Genomic DNA, 15,015 nt, shown 5'->3' with positions numbered 1-15,015 from the left:
CTGCGGGCCACGCCGATCGCCGCGGTGGTGCTGACGAACGCCGATGTGGACCACATCGCCGGGCTGCTCAGCCTGCGCGAGCGGCAGCCCTTCGCGCTCTACGCCACGCGGCGCGTGCTGGAGGTGCTCGAGGAGAACCCCATTTTCAAGGTACTCGATCCGGCCATCGTGCCGCGCCGGGAACTTGCCACCGACGGCGCGTGCGACCTGCGCGACGCGGCTGATGTGCCCACCGGGCTCACGGTGGAAGGCTTTGCCATTCCCGGCAAGGTGGCGCTTTACCTGGAGGATTTGAGCCGGCCGGACGCCGATTACGGGTCCGAGGAGGGCGACACGATCGCGCTCAGGATCCGCTCGCGCGAGGCGGACGCCGCCGCTTTCTACATCCCCGGTTGCGCGCGCATCAGTGCGGATCTCCTGCGCCGGCTCGACGGCGCCGACTGCCTGCTCTTCGACGGCACGGTCTACACCGACGATGAGATGATCACGGCCGGCGTCGGGCAGAAGACGGGTGCGCGCATGGGCCATATCGCCATGTCCGGCGAAAACGGCTCGGTCGCCGGGCTTGCCGAGGTGGCGATCGGGCGCCGCGTCTTCGTCCACATCAACAACACCAATCCCGTCCTCGATGAGGCGTCGCGCGAGCGCCGGGCGGTGACGGCGGCCGGCTGGGAAGTCGCCCATGACGGCATGGAGATAACGCTTTGACGGATTTCGCCAACGCAGCGCAAAACGGGCTCTCGGCAAGAGAGCTCGAAGAGGTGCTGCGCCAGGTCGGCGCCGAGCGCTACCACAACCGGCATCCCTTCCACCGGCTGATGACCGAGGGCGCGCTGACGAAGGGCCAGATGCAGGCCTGGGCGCTGAATCGCTACTGCTATCAGGCCGTCATTCCGCGCAAGGACGCCATGATCCTGGCGCGCAGCGACGATCCGGCCTTCCGCGCCGCTTGGCGCACGCGCATCGAGGACCACGACGGCGAGGACGGCTGGAGCGGCGGCATCGCCCGCTGGCTGAAGCTCGCGACCGGCCTGGGGCTCGACGCGGAAATGGTGAAAGGCAAGCGCCATGCCCTGCCCGCTACCCGCTTCGCCGTCGGCGCCTATCTCACCTTCTGCACGGAGCGGCCGCTTCTGGAGGCGGTCGCCTCCTCGCTCACCGAGCTTTTCTCGCCCGTCATCATCGGCGAGCGCGTGCCGGCCATGCTCGCCAGATATGACTACATCACCGAAGAGACGCTCGCCTATTTCAAGCCACGTCTCGGCCAGGCGCCGCGTGACGCGGAATTCGCGCTCGCCTATGTGCTGGAGCATGCCGACACGCCGGAAAAGCAGCAGGCGGTTATCGACGCCCTCGTCTTCAAGTGTGATGTGTTGTGGTCTATGCTGGACGCACTGATGCATGCCTATAGCGAAAAGGGTTACATCCCGCCGGGGGCATTCCGGCCGGAGGAGCCGTGATGCAAGTGCTTTGCGAAAGGGCCGTCGTTACCCGCCGCGCACGCCCCGTCCTGCCGCGGCATGTCCGCCTGCAGTTCGACCCCGTTCGCCAGGCCTGGGCCGTGCTTTCGCCCGAGCGCATCTTCTGGCCCAACGAAATCGGCGTGGACATTCTGCGCCGCTGCGACGGGCAGACTTCGGTGCGCGCCATCGTCCAGGCGCTCGCCGCCGAATACGACGCGGAGGAGGAGGAAGTCGAGGACGACGTGCTGGCCTTTCTGCAGGAATGGTCGGACAATCTGCTTGTGAGGCTGTCATGAACGCCCCTCTCCTGCCCCCGATCGCCATGCTGGCGGAGCTGACGCACCGCTGCCCGCTGCAGTGTCCCTATTGCTCGAACCCGCTGGAGCTGATGAAGGCCAACCGCGAGATGGAGACGGGCCCGTGGCTCGATCTGTTCGACGAGGCGGCGGATATGGGCGTGCTCCAGGTACACCTTTCCGGCGGGGAGCCGACGTTGCGGCGCGATCTGGAAGAGATCGTCGCAAGGCTCGCCGCGCGCGGCGTCTACAGTAACCTCATCACCGCCGGTGTAGGCCTTTCGGCACAGCGAATCGAGGCGCTGGCCGATGCCGGGCTCGACCATGTGCAGCTTAGCCTCCAGGGCGCCCGGTCCGAGACGGCGGAGCGCATCGGCCATTACAAGGGCGCGCTCGAAAAGAAGATCGAGACGGCGCGGCACGTGCGTACGACCGGCCTGCCGCTCACCGTCAACGCGCCGATCCACCGGCACAATATCGAGGAGGTGGAGGAGTTCATCGATCTTGCGCTGACCCTCGACGCCGAAAGGCTGGAGATCGCAAATGTGCAGTTCTCCGGCTGGGCGCTGCTCAACCGCAAGGCCCTGATGCCCAGCCGCGCGGCGATCGAACGCGAGATCGAGATCGTAGAGGCCGCCCGCATCCGCCTGCGCGGGATACTCAACATCGATTTCGTGCCGCCGGACTACTACGCCACCTACCCCAAGCCCTGCATGGGGGGCTGGGCGCGCGATGCTTTCGCCGTGGCCCCGGACGGCACGGTGCTGCCCTGCCATTCCGCGCAGACGATCCCGACGCTTACTTTCGAGCGTTTCGGCGAGCGGTCGCTTTCCGAGATCTGGGCGGATTCGCCCGCCTTCACCGCCTTCCGCGGCACGGACTGGATGCAGGAGCCCTGCCGCAGCTGCGAGCGGCGCGAGATCGACTGGGGCGGCTGCCGCTGCCAGGCGATGGCGATCGCCGGCGACGCCGCGGCAACCGATCCCGTCTGCTCCAAGTCGCCGCTCCACCAGCGTGTGGTGGCGCTGGCCGAAGAGGCGGACGAGGATGCCGCTTTCACCTACCGCCGCATCCGCGCGCTGCAGCCTGTTTGAAGGATAGGCGCAAGGGCACGAAAGGGGCTCAATAGCCCTTTGATGCGCAACTCCCGATCCCGCGCGGAACAATGCAAGGACCTGTTCTGTTGGGTAGGACCGAACGGGACAGGGCGGCCCTGGCTGGAGCATTTTGCGGCCAAGGGAACCGCTTGGCGCGGCACAAATGCGGCGAAAACAACAGAGCAGCCAAGCGAACGAATGTGAGCGCATCCTGCTCTCGCGGCCGGCTGGTTGGAGCGGTGAGGATAGGCACGATGGATGAACGGCAAGCCACACCCCCGGAAGAGTTTCCGCTGCTGCGCTCCCGTTCCGCCGAAATGTTCGGCGATCTCCTTCTGTGCGCTGCGGTGCGCCAGCTTGTCGAGACCGGTGGCGAGGCGGCCGTCGATGCGTTGCGCAAGCGGGCGGAAATGCGGATCCAGGAGAGTGCGGACCGCACAGCGGAAGACGACAGGCCCGCGCGATTGGCACTCGAAGAGCTGGAGCGGGCGATACAGCTCGCACAGACAGGGCGAAGCGAATTGCGTGGCTGGGGCGATGACGCGCCGCCGAGCCTCAAGGAGCAGAAATCCTCCCTGCCCCGCCGTACCGAATTATGAAGCGCCCATTCTCCCCGTACGAAAAGGGGCCGGCGCCCCCGGGAGTGAGGGGCGTTTAGACCGGCCCCGCGGGTACCGTGAAGGTCCGCCGCAAATCAAAGGTTTCATGATTCGCGGCACACAGTCCAGGCAGGCGATGCATTGAGCGGTTGAAAACCCGGGAACTTGACCGTTTGACGGTTGTTGGGTCTTCGGGCAACGGATGGAGACAGCAAAAATGAGATTCATTTCGACCAAAACACATGGAGTCGCCGATTATCTTATCGGCATTCTGTTGATCATCGCGCCGTGGCTTCTCGGATTTGCCAATGGCGGTGCCGCCCAATGGGTGCCGATCGTACTCGGGCTCGGCTTGATCGGCTACAGCCTGCTCACGGACTATGAGCTGGGCGTCTCGGCAATGATTTCCATGCCCATTCACCTCGGTCTCGACATCGCCGGCGGCGCGATCCTGGCCGTTTCGCCCTGGCTCTTCGGCTTTGCGGACACGGTTTTCTGGCCGCACCTGATCGTGGGCCTGGTCGAGATCGTCGCGGGCCTGACCACCCGAACGGTGCCGGGTCACGCCCGCGCCTCCGAAACCATGAGTCCGCGTTGATGTGAGGCGCGGTGGCGCGTGCCCGAGTTCGGATTCGATCTTCAGAAACTGGCCAGCGACGTTGCTCTGGTCCTGCTTGCATTCGTGCTGGCGCTGCCCATCGGCTGGCAACGCGGCAAGGGGCACCACAGCGTCGGCTTTCGCACGTTGCCCATCGTGGCGGTCGCTTCCTGCGGCTTCGCCATTATCATCGATACCTCGGCGGCGGAAGACATCGAGGCGCGGGCCCGTGTCCTGCAGGGCGTTGTCACCGGCATCGGCTTCATCGGCGGCGGCGCAATCCTCAAGCACGGAACCAGCATCAGGGGCCTGGTGACCGCGGCCAGCATCTGGAACGCCGGTGCGATCGGGGTCGCCGTCGGTTTCGGCCGCGCCAATATCGCCCTCGTTCTGAGCCTCGTGAATTTCACGAGCCTCGTGGTGCTGAGCCTGTTCGGCGTGCATGACAATGACGGCGAATGAAGCCGGGAACATTTCCGCCCGCCGTCGATTGGACAGCCGTCAAAATAATGGAGATCGATGATGCCGGATCCCAGAGACCATCTGTTATCGTGGCTGAAAGATGCCCACGCGGCCGAGGAGCAGGCCATTACCATGCTCAGCAATCTCGAAAGGCGTATCGAGAACTACCCCGAACTGAAGGCCCGCATCGAACAACACATCGACGAGACGCGGCGGCAGAGCGCGCGGGTCGAGGAATGCCTCAAGAGTCTTGGTTCCGATACCTCGATGCTCAAGGCCGTAGGCACCAAGCTGATGGGTCTCGGCCAGGGCATCAGCGGGATCTTCACCAGTGACGAAATCGCCAAGGGCGTGCTTGCCTGCTACACTTTCGAGCATATGGAAATCGCCAGCTACAGAATGCTGGTCGGGGCCGCCAAGCAGGCTGGAGAAGCGGAAGTGCAACGCGTGTGCGAGGAAATCCTGGAGGAAGAGAAGGCCATGGCCAAATGGCTCGAGGACCATTTGGAGGACCTCACGCAAAAGTTTCTCGCCCGCGAGGCAACCGAGGCGACGGCGAAACATTAAAGCCGGCGCACATGTAAACCGGGCTTTGCCGCTCACGCGACCGACGCGCGGCGGGAGCGCTGCGTATTGGCATCAGAAAAGATGTGCACGATCATATACTGCGCTGAACGAAACTGCCGCCGTCATGTCCCTCGACCTCGACCCCTCCGACATTGCCGAAGCCAGACGCCTGAACCGGAAGCTCGCCTGGATGCCGAAGTTCAGGCCACGTGGCAGGACCAAGGCGGCGCTCATGCAGTGCGCCATGAAGGTCATGCAGATGAAGCCGCAGTCGTATCTCAAAAGGCTCGGCGTCACCGTGGAGACCCGCCGTGTCGAATACGGGGGAAACAGCGTTTCGCTGCGCATACTGAGGCCCGACGGGGTGCCGAGGGGCATCTATCTCGACATTCATGGCGGCGCCTGGATCGTCGGCAATGCACGCTGCGACGACCCATGCAATGCGATGATCGCCGCGGAATGCGGCATGGCGGTCGTCAGCGTCGACTATCATCTCGCCCTCGACAACCGGCTCGACCTCAGCATCCGCGATTGCCGGAACGCGGCCTTCTGGCTGGTCGAGAACTGCGTGCGCGAATTCGGCACCGACCGCATGGTCATCGGCGGCGAGTCAGCGGGCGCACACCTTGCCGCCTGCACGCTGCTCGCCCTACGTGACCGCGGGCTGCAGGCAAAGATTGCGGGCGCGGTGCTGTTTTACGGCGTCTTCGACCTGTCGGGCAGCCGGAGCCTGCGCGCGGCGGGACCGGAGACACTGGTGCTGCACGGCCCATCCGCGTTCAGCAACCTCAAGCGTCTGACGGCGGACCGCAGTGAGGCGGAAAGGCGCAGGCCGGACATCTCCCCGCTCTACGCCGCTCTGCGCGATCTGCCGCCGGCTCTTTTTCTGGTGGGGGCTCTCGATCCGCTTCTGGACGACACGCTGCAGATGGCCGAGCGGTGGCAAAGCGCCAACGGCAATGCCGAGCGTGTCGTTGTGCCGGAGGCGCCGCATGCCTTCAACCGCCTGAACACCGGGCTTGCCCGCAAGGCCAACGCCTATGTGCGCAGGTGGGTGGCATGCAACATTGCCGCGACGGCGTCCCGCCGGGTGGAAGCGGCCTGAACGGTCCGGAGAGCATCTTTTCTCGCCTGGTCCAGGAACCTTTGCCCATACGGAATATTTCCCGGAAGGCTTCCCACCCGCGGTGTGGCAGCGTCTTGCAACGGCGATGCACAGCAACGCCCCTTCAGGAGTTCCGGCCATGGCCAAAAAGCAGAAGACGATGAACGACCTTTTTCACGACACCCTGAAAGACATCTACTACGCGGAAAAGAAGATCCTGAAGGCGCTGCCGAAGATGGCGCGCGGCGCGGAGTCGGAGGAAGTGCGCCGGGCGTTCGAGAAGCACCGGGACGAGACGGAAGCGCAGGTCGAGCGTCTCGAGCAGGTTTTCGAGATCATCGGCAAGTCCGCCAAGGGAAAGACCTGTCCGGCTATCGACGGGATCATCGAGGAAGGCGCCGAGATTCTCGACGAGTACAAGGGCGCGCCGGCCATCGATGCGGGCCTCGTCGCCGCCGCGCAGTCCGTGGAGCATTACGAGATTTCGCGGTACGGTACGTTGAAGCGCTGGGCGCAGCTCATGAAGATGGACGACGCGGTGAAGCTGCTCGACCAGACCCTGAGCGAGGAGATCAAAACCGACGAGGCGTTGACCAAGGTCGCCGACAAGGTTGCCAACGAGGAGGCGCTGCAGGGCAAGCAATGAGACGGTAGAACGCGCCATGATGACACAGCGCCAGGCAGCAGGTGCCGGCCAGACGCCGGCACCTGCCCCGCCGCAACGCAAGATCCTCGTCGGGCTCGGCCGCGGCTTCGGCGGGGCCTTGATCTTCAGTCTGCCGATGCTGATGACCATGGAGATGTGGTGGCTGGGCTTCTACATGGACCGCTTCCGCCTGGCCCTGCTGTTGATTCTCAACCTGCCGCTTCTGACGATTCTTTCCCACTATGCCGGTTTCGAGGAGACGTTTCGCTGGCGTGACGACCTGCGCGACATGGCAGTCGCCTACGCGATCGGTATCGTCTCAAGCCTTGTCGCTCTGAGCGCCTTCGGCATCATCACCTTGGCCATGCCGCCCGGAGAGATTGTCGGCAAGATCGCGGTCCAGTCCGTGCCGGCCAGCATCGGTGCACTGCTCGGCCGTAGTCAGCTCGGCGGCGGCAAAGCCCGTCCCGAGGGCGGTACGGAGCAGGCGAGCTATGCCAGCGAGCTCTTCCTCATGGCAGTGGGCGCGCTCTTTCTGGGCCTCAACGTGGCGCCGACGGAAGAAATGGTGCTGATCTCCTACAAGATGACGGAATGGCACGCGCTGGCGCTGATCGTGCTTTCCATGCTGCTGATGCACGCCTTCGTCTATGCGGTGGAGTTCAAGGGCAGTGATCCCGCCCTGCCGCCCGGCACGCCGTGGTGGAGCGCATTTTTGCGTTTCACGGTCGCGGGATACGCGATCGCGTCGCTTATCAGCCTCTACACCCTGTGGACGTTTGGCCGGACCGATGACGTTTCGCTCATGCAGATCCTCATGTCGGTGGTCGTTCTCGGTTTCCCCGCGGCCATCGGCGCGGCCGCGGCGCGGTTGATCATCTGAGGCGGAAGCGAATGGAGCAGCGCACAAAACAGACAGGCCGCGCACACGCGAAAGCGCGACAGCAGGACGAGCGCCCGCACATTCTGGAATGGGTGATCGGTGCTGCTTCAGCGCTCCTCGTCGCGGCGATGATCGGTTTTGTCCTCTACCAGGCCCTCACCGCGACATCGGCGCACCCAGAACTCCATGTCGTGGCGGAGACGATCGAACCGGCCGGAGACGGTTTCCGCGTGATCTTCCGCGCCGTGAACCGCGGCGACGCCACGGCTGCGAGCGTGGAGGTCGAGGGCCGGATCGAACGCGGCGGCGAAACGGTGGAGACCGGCCGTGTGTCCCTCGACTACGTGCCGGCGCACTCGCGGCAGAAAGGCGGTCTCCTGTTCAGCGAAGACCCGCGGCAGGGGCGGCTGGTGCTCGAGGCGGTCGGTTATTCCGAACCTTGAGACGACCGGGGCGCGCCCGAATGCCGCACTGCACAAAAATGCAAGGCAGATATGCATTCGAGCCCTTTAAACGTCCCCGGACGCGGACTATGTAGGGGTCAAGTTCTCGACGGGGTTTTCCTCCTCCCAACTTCGTCGAGCGCGGTCAGCGCTCTCCTCCTCCCAAGTGCTGGCCGACTTAAAGAGCACCCGCCGGTCCTCCTCCCCCGGCGGGTGCTTTTTTTTGCCCGTGCAGCGGGGTTCGCTACGTCCCGCTTGGACTCGCACCTTCTTGGGAGGCTTCTACCGCATTCGGTGTAGTCGCTAAACAAGGCCTTGAGGAGCACAATGGCCTGCTCGATCAGGTTTCCTGTTCGCGCGAGGGAGGAAAAGATGGGCGATGTTCAATGGGCCATCAAGGGCCAGGAATTCATTCACTGCAATTGTGCGTATGGCTGCCCCTGCCAGTTCAATTCTCGGCCGACCCATGGTGATTGTCAGGCCATCGGCTTCGTGAAGATCCGGGAGGGCCACCATGGGGATACGAAGCTCGACGGGCTGAATATCGGCATCGTCGTACGCTGGCCGGGGGCCATCCATGAGGGCGGCGGCGAGGTCGTTCCGATCGTCGATGAGCGGGCAAGCGAGGAACAACGGGAGGCGCTTTTGCGCATCATGAGCGGCGAGGATACCGAGCCGGGCGCCACTTTCTTCCAGGTTTTCTCGACGACCTTCGACAAGGTTCACGATCCGGTCTTCACGCGGATCGATTTCGAGGTTGACCCGGGTGCGCGCATGGCAAGGGTGAACGTTCCGGGCCTGGTCGAAGGCCGGGGCGAGCCCATCCAGAATCCCGTCTCGGGTGAGGAGCATCGCGCGCGCATCACCCTGCCGCACGGATTCGAGTACGACACGTGCGAGGTCGGCAGGGGCTGGGGCGAGACGCAAGGGCCGATCTCCATATCGCTCAAGGATTCGCACGCCCATTTCGCCAGCCTCAACATGACGGGCGCCGGCGTCGTCCACTGATCCGATGCGCGAGACCGCACTCGAATCCCTGTTGCGTCGCGACAGGGTCATCGTCGCCGGCGCGCTGGCGTTGCTGACGGTCCTCGCCTGGGCGTATCTTCTTTGGCTCGCCGATTCCATGGCGGGCATGGATATGCCCGCGATGGGCGGCGACCCGATGCCGGGCGGTGTCATGGCACCGGGGCTGGCGATGTGGTCGCCGGCCGAATTCGGCTTCATGTTCATCATGTGGTTCGTCATGATGATCGGCATGATGAGCCCGTCCGTCACGCCGATGATCCTCATCTATGCGCGGGTCGGCCGGCAGGCCGCCGCGCAGGGCAAGCCGCTGGCCGCCACCGGGGTGTTCGTTGCCGGTTATCTTCTCGCCTGGGGCGTTTTTTCCCTGATGGCGACGATTTGCCAATGGGCGCTTGAAAGCGCGCTCCTCTTAAGCCCGGCAATGAGCAGCACCAGCGCGCGCTTCAGCGGCCTTCTGCTCATGGCCGCCGGTCTCTACCAGTGGACGCCGCAGAAGGACATCTGCCTGAGCCGCTGCCAGTCTCCGCTGCATTTCATCCAGCAGCATGGCGGGTTTCGGCGCGATGTCCCCGGCTCGTTGCGGCTCGGCCTCAGGCACGGCCTCTACTGCATCGGCTGTTGCTGGACGCTGATGGCCCTGCTCTTCGTGGGCGGCGTCATGAACATCGCCTGGATCGCCGCCATCGCCATCTTCGTGCTGCTGGAAAAGATCGTACCCGCGGGCAGGCTTCTTTCCCGCGCCGCCGGGGTGGCCCTGCTCGCGGCCGGCCTGTGGCTCCTGGCAGCTGGTTGAATTGAGACGGAATCGGCGGGGCCGCCTTCACCCTTGCCCTGCGACAAGGCGCGGGTCCCGATTGTCGCCCTTGCGGATATGTGACAGCATGTGAGCCGACATCCCTGTTACAGACCTGACGGTGTATCGGTGATGCAAGTGAGATCCGCAGACGCCGCCGAGATCGATCATCTCGCGCGGTTGTGGCATGAGGGCTGGCACGAGACGCATGCGCCGTTGCTGCCGCCACATCTCACGCGCCTCCGTACCCTCGAGAGCTTTCGAGAGCGGTTGCAGGCGGCACTGTCGGATACCCGCGTTGCCGGCCCGCCCGGCGCTCCCGTCGGCTTCAGCGTCCTGAAGGGTGAGGAATTGTATCAGCTTTTCGTGTCGCCCGAGGCACGAGGCTCAGGCGTCGCCGCGGCACTGATTGCCGACGCGGAGGCACGGCTCGCCGAGTGCGGTGTCGAGACGGCATGGCTCGCTTGCGCGATCGGCAACGAGCGCGCGGCGCGATTTTATGAAAAGAGCGGCTGGCGCCTGGCCGGCACGGTGGTCAACCAAGCGGAAACGTCGACCGGCCCGTTTCCGCTTGAAGTGTGGCGCTACGAGAAACGGCTCGCACGCCCGACGTGAGAACGCCTTTCCAGGCGCTGCACGTCACTGACCCTTCTTCGCCTCGGCAAAGAAGATGTGCCGCTTGCCGCCCTTCAGCGGCGCCTCGGCGCGGATCTCGAAATGGGCGGCCAACAATGCACGGAAGGTCTGAAGCGTGTAGTCGTCGTACTGGTCCTCGCGATTGGCTAGGAGCGTTTGCACCATCTCATCCTCGCGGCCCACGAACTCGATGACCACTGCCGTGCCAAGTCCCGCCAGCCAGCCGATGAAGTCGGCCAGCGGAATGTTGGCGCTGATGACGATGTGATGGACGAGCGCCAGGCAAAGGGTGAGGTCCGGGCGGCCGCGCTCGGCGAGGCCCTTGCGCTCCACGCCGCGCCAGCCCTGGTTGGGCGAGGCATCCGCGAGATTCACGACCAGCGGCAGGACCCGGCGTGCGTCCGGACCCGCTTTTCCGCGCTGGTAGAGATGCTCGATCGCCATCCAGTCGCCGTCCATGGCCACCACGTAATCGGCGTGTTCGGCCGCAATCCGGGAAAAGGTGCCCGTGTTCGCGCCGAGATCCCAGGCAAGCCGCCAGCGCCGCCTGGCCGCCGCCTCGCGGACAAATGCCTTTTTCTTCTCGAGTTCCGCTTCTTCGTAAGAATGGGTGCGGTCGTAGTCGGCCCACGTGGTCTTCGTGCCGGCGGGCTCCAGCCGCGTCACCAGTGCCGTGAGCTTTTCCACGTTGCGCTCGATCAGCGCCTTGTCGAAACCGGCTTCCGCCAGCGCGCCGCGCACGTTGCTGCCGCCCGTATAGCGCTTTTGCAGCGCGTCCTGCGCCACCACGTGCAGGAGCACGCCCGGGCGCAGGAGATCGCGTTTCGACATCACCGCGCGCATCTGGCCCGACGGGATTCCGTCGATCTGTCCGCGCAGCCAGGGCCGGTAGTCAATGCCCTTATAGGCGGCGAGCATCAGCGGGTAGAGGAACAGTTCACAGAATTGGCGATAGCCCACCCAGGGTTCGCCCTGCCGGAGCGGCTCGAAGGACGGCACGTCGATGAAGACCGGGTGCATACCTTCCCACTGGATGTTGTAGGCCGACGAATCCTTCAGGATCATGCCGTCGGATAGCGCCTCGCGCATCAGCTTGAGATGAAGCAGCGCGGCGTCCTTCAGCATGCAGAAGGTCCACTCGTAGGGATACGAGACATAGGGGATCCGCGCGTGCTCCAGAAGGCCGGCCCAACGGTCGAGGCCGATCCCTTCCCCTTCCGGGTTCGCTTCGCGCGTCTCGACGATACGGCCTTCGCTCGACAGGCGCTTGAAGAAGGGCGCCTGCTGCAATTGCCGCCAGTTCTCGAGCGCGCGGTTGCTCAGGAAGCGGAAGACGCGTCCGTCGCGGTAAAAGACGGCACCGTTGCGATCACGGTAAGAGCCGGGTTCTGGTTCCCCCGCGCCGTCCGAAAGAACCGAACTCGCGCCTCCGCCGGCCGCCGGCGTGGCCGAATCCGGCGGGCGTTGCGGTCGTGCTTCGTTCACCTATCGGGCCGTATCTGCGGGCGGGCCTTGCGCTCGTCCTCGCCTTCCCCGGCCTGGCCCTGCTCCCGCCTGATGCCGACCAGGGAAAGGAACCTGTACCAGTAAAGCTTGCCGGCGATCAGCAGCCCGGCAATACCGCCGAGCAGGACCTGAAGGATCATACTGCCCGTGCCGGCATCGAGATAGGCGTGGGCGCCGGATGCGGACATGCCCACGAAGAGAAGCGACAGGGTTGCGAGATGAAGAGAAGATGAAAGTTTTACGCGCATCAGGCTGCCTTTCGTCCAATCGGTGACGGACAGAGTTGACCGTTCTCAACGTAGCCGAGCCGAGACTGTTCCTTGTTGCTTCAAGAAAGTGACATAAATTCGTCATATACACGCGGTCGGTCACGAAGGTGAGCCGATTTTCCGAGTAATTCCCGCCGGAAAGCAGTTGTCGCGCGCGGGTCAGGAGAGTGCGCCGATGGCTGAGGGGTCACACGCAATGCGCGAAAGCAGAGCTGCCGGCCTCTGGGACCACACCTATCCGCTTCATCCCTTTCTGTTTGCCGCGGCGGCCGTCGTCGCGCTGTGGGCGCGGAACCTGAACCATGCCTCGCCGGCGGATATTGCGCCCTCGCTCCTCGGCTCGCTTGCCTTCGCGCTCGTTCTCTACCTTGCCGTTTCGGCACTCCGCCGACGCTTCGACGCCACCGGCGCGGTGATCGCCAGCATCTGGGTCGCCGGCATTCTTTTCTATGCCGACCTGTTCGGGCGCTTGAACGGACTGCTCGACGGCGGCTATTCCATGCTGCGCTCGCTGCCCGTCGCACTCCTGGTGCTTGCGGTCGTGACCGTGGCCGCCCTGCGGTTGCCCAGGATCACGCGCTTCAGCCACAGCGTTCTGAACGGCATTGCGCTGGTGCTTTTCATCACGCCCGCCTGGCAGGCAGCGTCCTATGAGTGGCGTAACGGCGAGGCGCGCGCGGCCTACGATGCGGATCGGGCCTACGCGGAAATGCAGCAACACCTCCCGGCAAACGCTGAAGCCCCGCGCCCGCCGGACATCTACCATTTCGTCTTCGACCGCTACGCCTCGGAAGAGGTCCTGGCGCGGCACTATGATCTCGACAACAGTGCCATCGTCAAGTTCCTGGAAGAGCACGGCTTCTATGTGGCCCACGCCAGCAATTCGAACTACCAGAAAACCGGCCATTCCCTCGCCTCGACCTTCTACATGGATTATCTCGACGTGCTGGCAGACGACGGCCGCGCGACCGGCGCCAACTGGCATCCGATCTATAAGATGCTGGACGACCACCGCGTGGCACGTTTCCTGAAGGCGCGCGGCTACGACTTCATCCAGTTCGGCTCCTGGTGGGTCGGCACATTCCACAACCCGCTGGCCGAGGAGAACCGTCCGCACGGCTTCAGCGAGTTCGGGATGCTCTATCTGCGCCGCACGATGCTGAAGCCCCTCTTCCACGCCCTGCCCGACACCCCGCTCACCATGCGCCTCGACTGGGACAACGCCCAATGCCAGCGCGTCGCGCGCCAGGTGGAGGAAATCAAGGCCATCGGCCCGCGCGAGGAGCCGGTCTATGTCTTCGCGCACTTCCTCGTGCCGCATGGGCCGTACCCCTTCGCCGCCGACGGGCGCTGCCTTGGTCAGAAGGAATCGGCCGAGCGCGGCAGCAGGCAGGGCTTCATCGACCAGGTCGCCTACGCCAACCGCATCATCGAGGAGATCGTCACCACCTTGCAGGCCGGAGACCGGGAGCCTCCGATCATCCTGATCCAGGCGGACGAAGGCCCCTTCCCCGAGCGCGACGGCCGCGTGCCGTGGCAACAGGCTTCGACCGAGGAACTGCGCATCAAGACCGGCATCCTCAACGCGTACTATTTCCCCAGCCGGGACTACCGGCTGCTGCGCCCGGACATCACGCCCGTGAACAGCTATCGGGTGCTCTTCAACAGTTATTTCAGCGGCGATTTCCCGCTGCTTGCCGACCGCATCTTCGCCTTCCCGAATGACAGCACGCTTTATGAATTTCACGATGTGACGCGGAAGGTCCGCGCGCCAGCGCATATGGCCGGCGGGGGCCCTGGAGAGCCATCTTCCGGACCGGACGAGCTAGTCGCGCCACGGCCATATTAGGCCGCGTTGAATGCATGGCATGTGCCTCCGCCCCCCGTCCTTCGACAGGCTCAGGATGAGGGCGAAGGCATTTCAGCGTCCTGTCAGTCTCGACCTCGACGGATGGCGCCGACACCAGCCTGACCTCATCCTGAACCTGTCGAAGGACGGGGGCGAAGGCATTCCGGCGTCTTGCCAGCCTCGATATCGATGGGTAGCGCCGACACCAGCCCTCACCCTCATCCTGAGCTTGTCGAAGGACGAGGGTGAGGGCGATCTGCCGGTCTCTTGCCTGCCTATCCCACCGTCTCCCAATTCCGGCTTTCCGCGGACCGGTAGATCGCCTCCAGCGTGCGCTGCACTGCCAGCCCCTCGCGGAAGTCGGCGTGGCCCGTCTCTTCGCCGGAGATCGCGCGCAGGAGATCGCGCGCCTCGATGGTTTTCAGGTCGTTGAAGCCGAGCTGGTGGCCCGGCGCTACGCAGAAGGCCCCATAGGGTGCGTTGGCGGGGCCGGACAGGATCTTGCGGAAGCCCTCCCGACCGGGTTGACCCGAGGCGACGTAGAGCTCGAGTTCGTTCATGCGTTCGCCAGAGTAGGCGATGGAGCCTTTCGACCCGGTGATCTCGAAATCCTGCCGCATCTTGCGGCCGCCGGCCAGCCAGTTGGCCTCCAAGACACCGTTGCAACCGTTCTCGAAATGCAGGAAGGCGCGGCCGACATCCTCGACCTCGACCGGCACGCGGCGGGCGGAGCCCGGGGCGTCGGGGCGCGTGGGCACCAGCGTCGCCACCTCG

The 15,015-nt window shown here is 64.6% G+C and carries 19 protein-coding genes; 16 read left to right on the top strand and 3 right to left on the bottom strand.

Annotated elements, in window-relative coordinates:
* The 15 genes from pqqB to ACFP9U_RS17490 form a co-directional block, all read left to right on the top strand.
* On the top strand, nt 1-708 hold a 708-nt coding region (gene pqqB, locus ACFP9U_RS17560; protein WP_378623428.1), incomplete at its 5' end, for a pyrroloquinoline quinone biosynthesis protein PqqB.
* Nucleotides 705-1,460, top strand: coding sequence for a pyrroloquinoline-quinone synthase PqqC (gene pqqC, locus ACFP9U_RS17555; protein ID WP_378623427.1), 756 nt, complete (start codon nt 705-707; stop codon nt 1,458-1,460). The genes pqqB and pqqC, both read left to right, overlap by 4 nt.
* Complete coding sequence (gene pqqD / locus ACFP9U_RS17550) at nt 1,460-1,759, top strand: pyrroloquinoline quinone biosynthesis peptide chaperone PqqD (RefSeq protein WP_378623425.1); 300 nt, start codon at nt 1,460-1,462, stop codon at nt 1,757-1,759. The genes pqqC and pqqD overlap by 1 nt, the downstream gene beginning before the upstream one ends.
* Entirely contained in the window at nt 1,756-2,853 is a 1,098-nt protein-coding gene (gene pqqE / locus ACFP9U_RS17545; protein WP_378623423.1) for a pyrroloquinoline quinone biosynthesis protein PqqE, read from the top strand. Before pqqD ends, pqqE begins: the two co-directional genes overlap by 4 nt.
* A 257-nt stretch (nt 2,854-3,110) precedes the next feature.
* A complete protein-coding gene (locus ACFP9U_RS17540) occupies nt 3,111-3,455 on the top strand; it encodes a hypothetical protein (protein WP_378623422.1) in 345 nt (114 codons plus the stop codon).
* 217 nt (nt 3,456-3,672) lie between these two features.
* Entirely contained in the window at nt 3,673-4,053 is a 381-nt protein-coding gene (locus ACFP9U_RS17535; RefSeq protein WP_378623420.1) for an SPW repeat domain-containing protein, read from the top strand.
* Nucleotides 4,054-4,071: 18 nt separating this feature from the next.
* Nucleotides 4,072-4,515, top strand: a complete 444-nt coding sequence (locus ACFP9U_RS17530) for an MgtC/SapB family protein (RefSeq protein ID WP_378623419.1) — start codon at nt 4,072-4,074, stop codon at nt 4,513-4,515.
* Nucleotides 4,516-4,575: 60 nt separating this feature from the next.
* Nucleotides 4,576-5,082 carry a ferritin-like domain-containing protein gene (locus ACFP9U_RS17525; RefSeq protein ID WP_378623417.1) on the top strand — a complete coding sequence of 169 codons (507 nt, stop codon included), beginning with the start codon at nt 4,576-4,578 and terminating at the stop codon, nt 5,080-5,082.
* A gap of 124 nt (nt 5,083-5,206) precedes the next feature.
* Entirely contained in the window at nt 5,207-6,187 is a 981-nt protein-coding gene (locus ACFP9U_RS17520) for an alpha/beta hydrolase (RefSeq protein WP_378623416.1), read from the top strand.
* Nucleotides 6,188-6,326: 139 nt separating this feature from the next.
* Nucleotides 6,327-6,833 carry a ferritin-like domain-containing protein gene (locus ACFP9U_RS17515; RefSeq protein WP_378623414.1) on the top strand — a complete coding sequence of 169 codons (507 nt, stop codon included), beginning with the start codon at nt 6,327-6,329 and terminating at the stop codon, nt 6,831-6,833.
* A 19-nt stretch (nt 6,834-6,852) separates the two neighbouring features.
* The gene (locus tag ACFP9U_RS17510) at nt 6,853-7,716 is read left to right on the top strand and encodes a TIGR02587 family membrane protein (RefSeq protein WP_378623430.1); all 864 of its coding nucleotides are present in this window, start codon (nt 6,853-6,855) and stop codon (nt 7,714-7,716) included.
* A gap of 11 nt (nt 7,717-7,727) precedes the next feature.
* Entirely contained in the window at nt 7,728-8,159 is a 432-nt protein-coding gene (locus ACFP9U_RS17505; RefSeq protein ID WP_378623413.1) for a TIGR02588 family protein, read from the top strand.
* A 372-nt stretch (nt 8,160-8,531) separates the two neighbouring features.
* Complete coding sequence (locus tag ACFP9U_RS17500) at nt 8,532-9,167, top strand: DUF1326 domain-containing protein (protein ID WP_378623411.1); 636 nt, start codon at nt 8,532-8,534, stop codon at nt 9,165-9,167.
* A gap of 4 nt (nt 9,168-9,171) precedes the next feature.
* A complete protein-coding gene (locus tag ACFP9U_RS17495; RefSeq protein WP_378623410.1) occupies nt 9,172-9,981 on the top strand; it encodes a DUF2182 domain-containing protein in 810 nt (269 codons plus the stop codon).
* A gap of 132 nt (nt 9,982-10,113) precedes the next feature.
* Complete coding sequence (locus tag ACFP9U_RS17490) at nt 10,114-10,596, top strand: GNAT family N-acetyltransferase (protein WP_378623408.1); 483 nt, start codon at nt 10,114-10,116, stop codon at nt 10,594-10,596.
* 24 nt (nt 10,597-10,620) lie between these two features.
* Here ACFP9U_RS17490 and ACFP9U_RS17485 read toward each other — a convergent pair whose 3' ends face one another.
* Together ACFP9U_RS17485 and ACFP9U_RS17480 are read right to left on the bottom strand one after the other, a co-directional pair.
* On the bottom strand, nt 10,621-12,102 hold the full coding sequence (locus tag ACFP9U_RS17485) for a hypothetical protein (protein WP_378623407.1): 1,482 nt from the start codon (nt 12,100-12,102) through the stop codon (nt 10,621-10,623).
* Entirely contained in the window at nt 12,099-12,371 is a 273-nt protein-coding gene (locus ACFP9U_RS17480; RefSeq protein ID WP_378623405.1) for a hypothetical protein, read from the bottom strand. Before ACFP9U_RS17480 ends, ACFP9U_RS17485 begins: the two co-directional genes overlap by 4 nt.
* Nucleotides 12,372-12,567: 196 nt before the next feature.
* Between ACFP9U_RS17480 and ACFP9U_RS17475 the strand changes: the two genes are divergently transcribed.
* Nucleotides 12,568-14,241 carry a sulfatase-like hydrolase/transferase gene (locus ACFP9U_RS17475; protein ID WP_378623403.1) on the top strand — a complete coding sequence of 558 codons (1,674 nt, stop codon included), beginning with the start codon at nt 12,568-12,570 and terminating at the stop codon, nt 14,239-14,241.
* A gap of 275 nt (nt 14,242-14,516) precedes the next feature.
* Here the strand turns inward: ACFP9U_RS17475 and ACFP9U_RS17470 are convergent.
* A partial coding sequence (locus ACFP9U_RS17470; protein WP_378623402.1) for a Gfo/Idh/MocA family oxidoreductase occupies nt 14,517-15,015 on the bottom strand: 499 nt, incomplete at its 5' end.

The sequence above is a fragment of the Nitratireductor sp. GCM10026969 genome (assembly GCF_042660605.1).
Lineage (GTDB): Bacteria > Pseudomonadota > Alphaproteobacteria > Rhizobiales > Rhizobiaceae > Chelativorans.
Note: the sequence above shows the minus strand (reverse complement) of the source record. Positions and strands in the feature narration are given on the sequence as shown.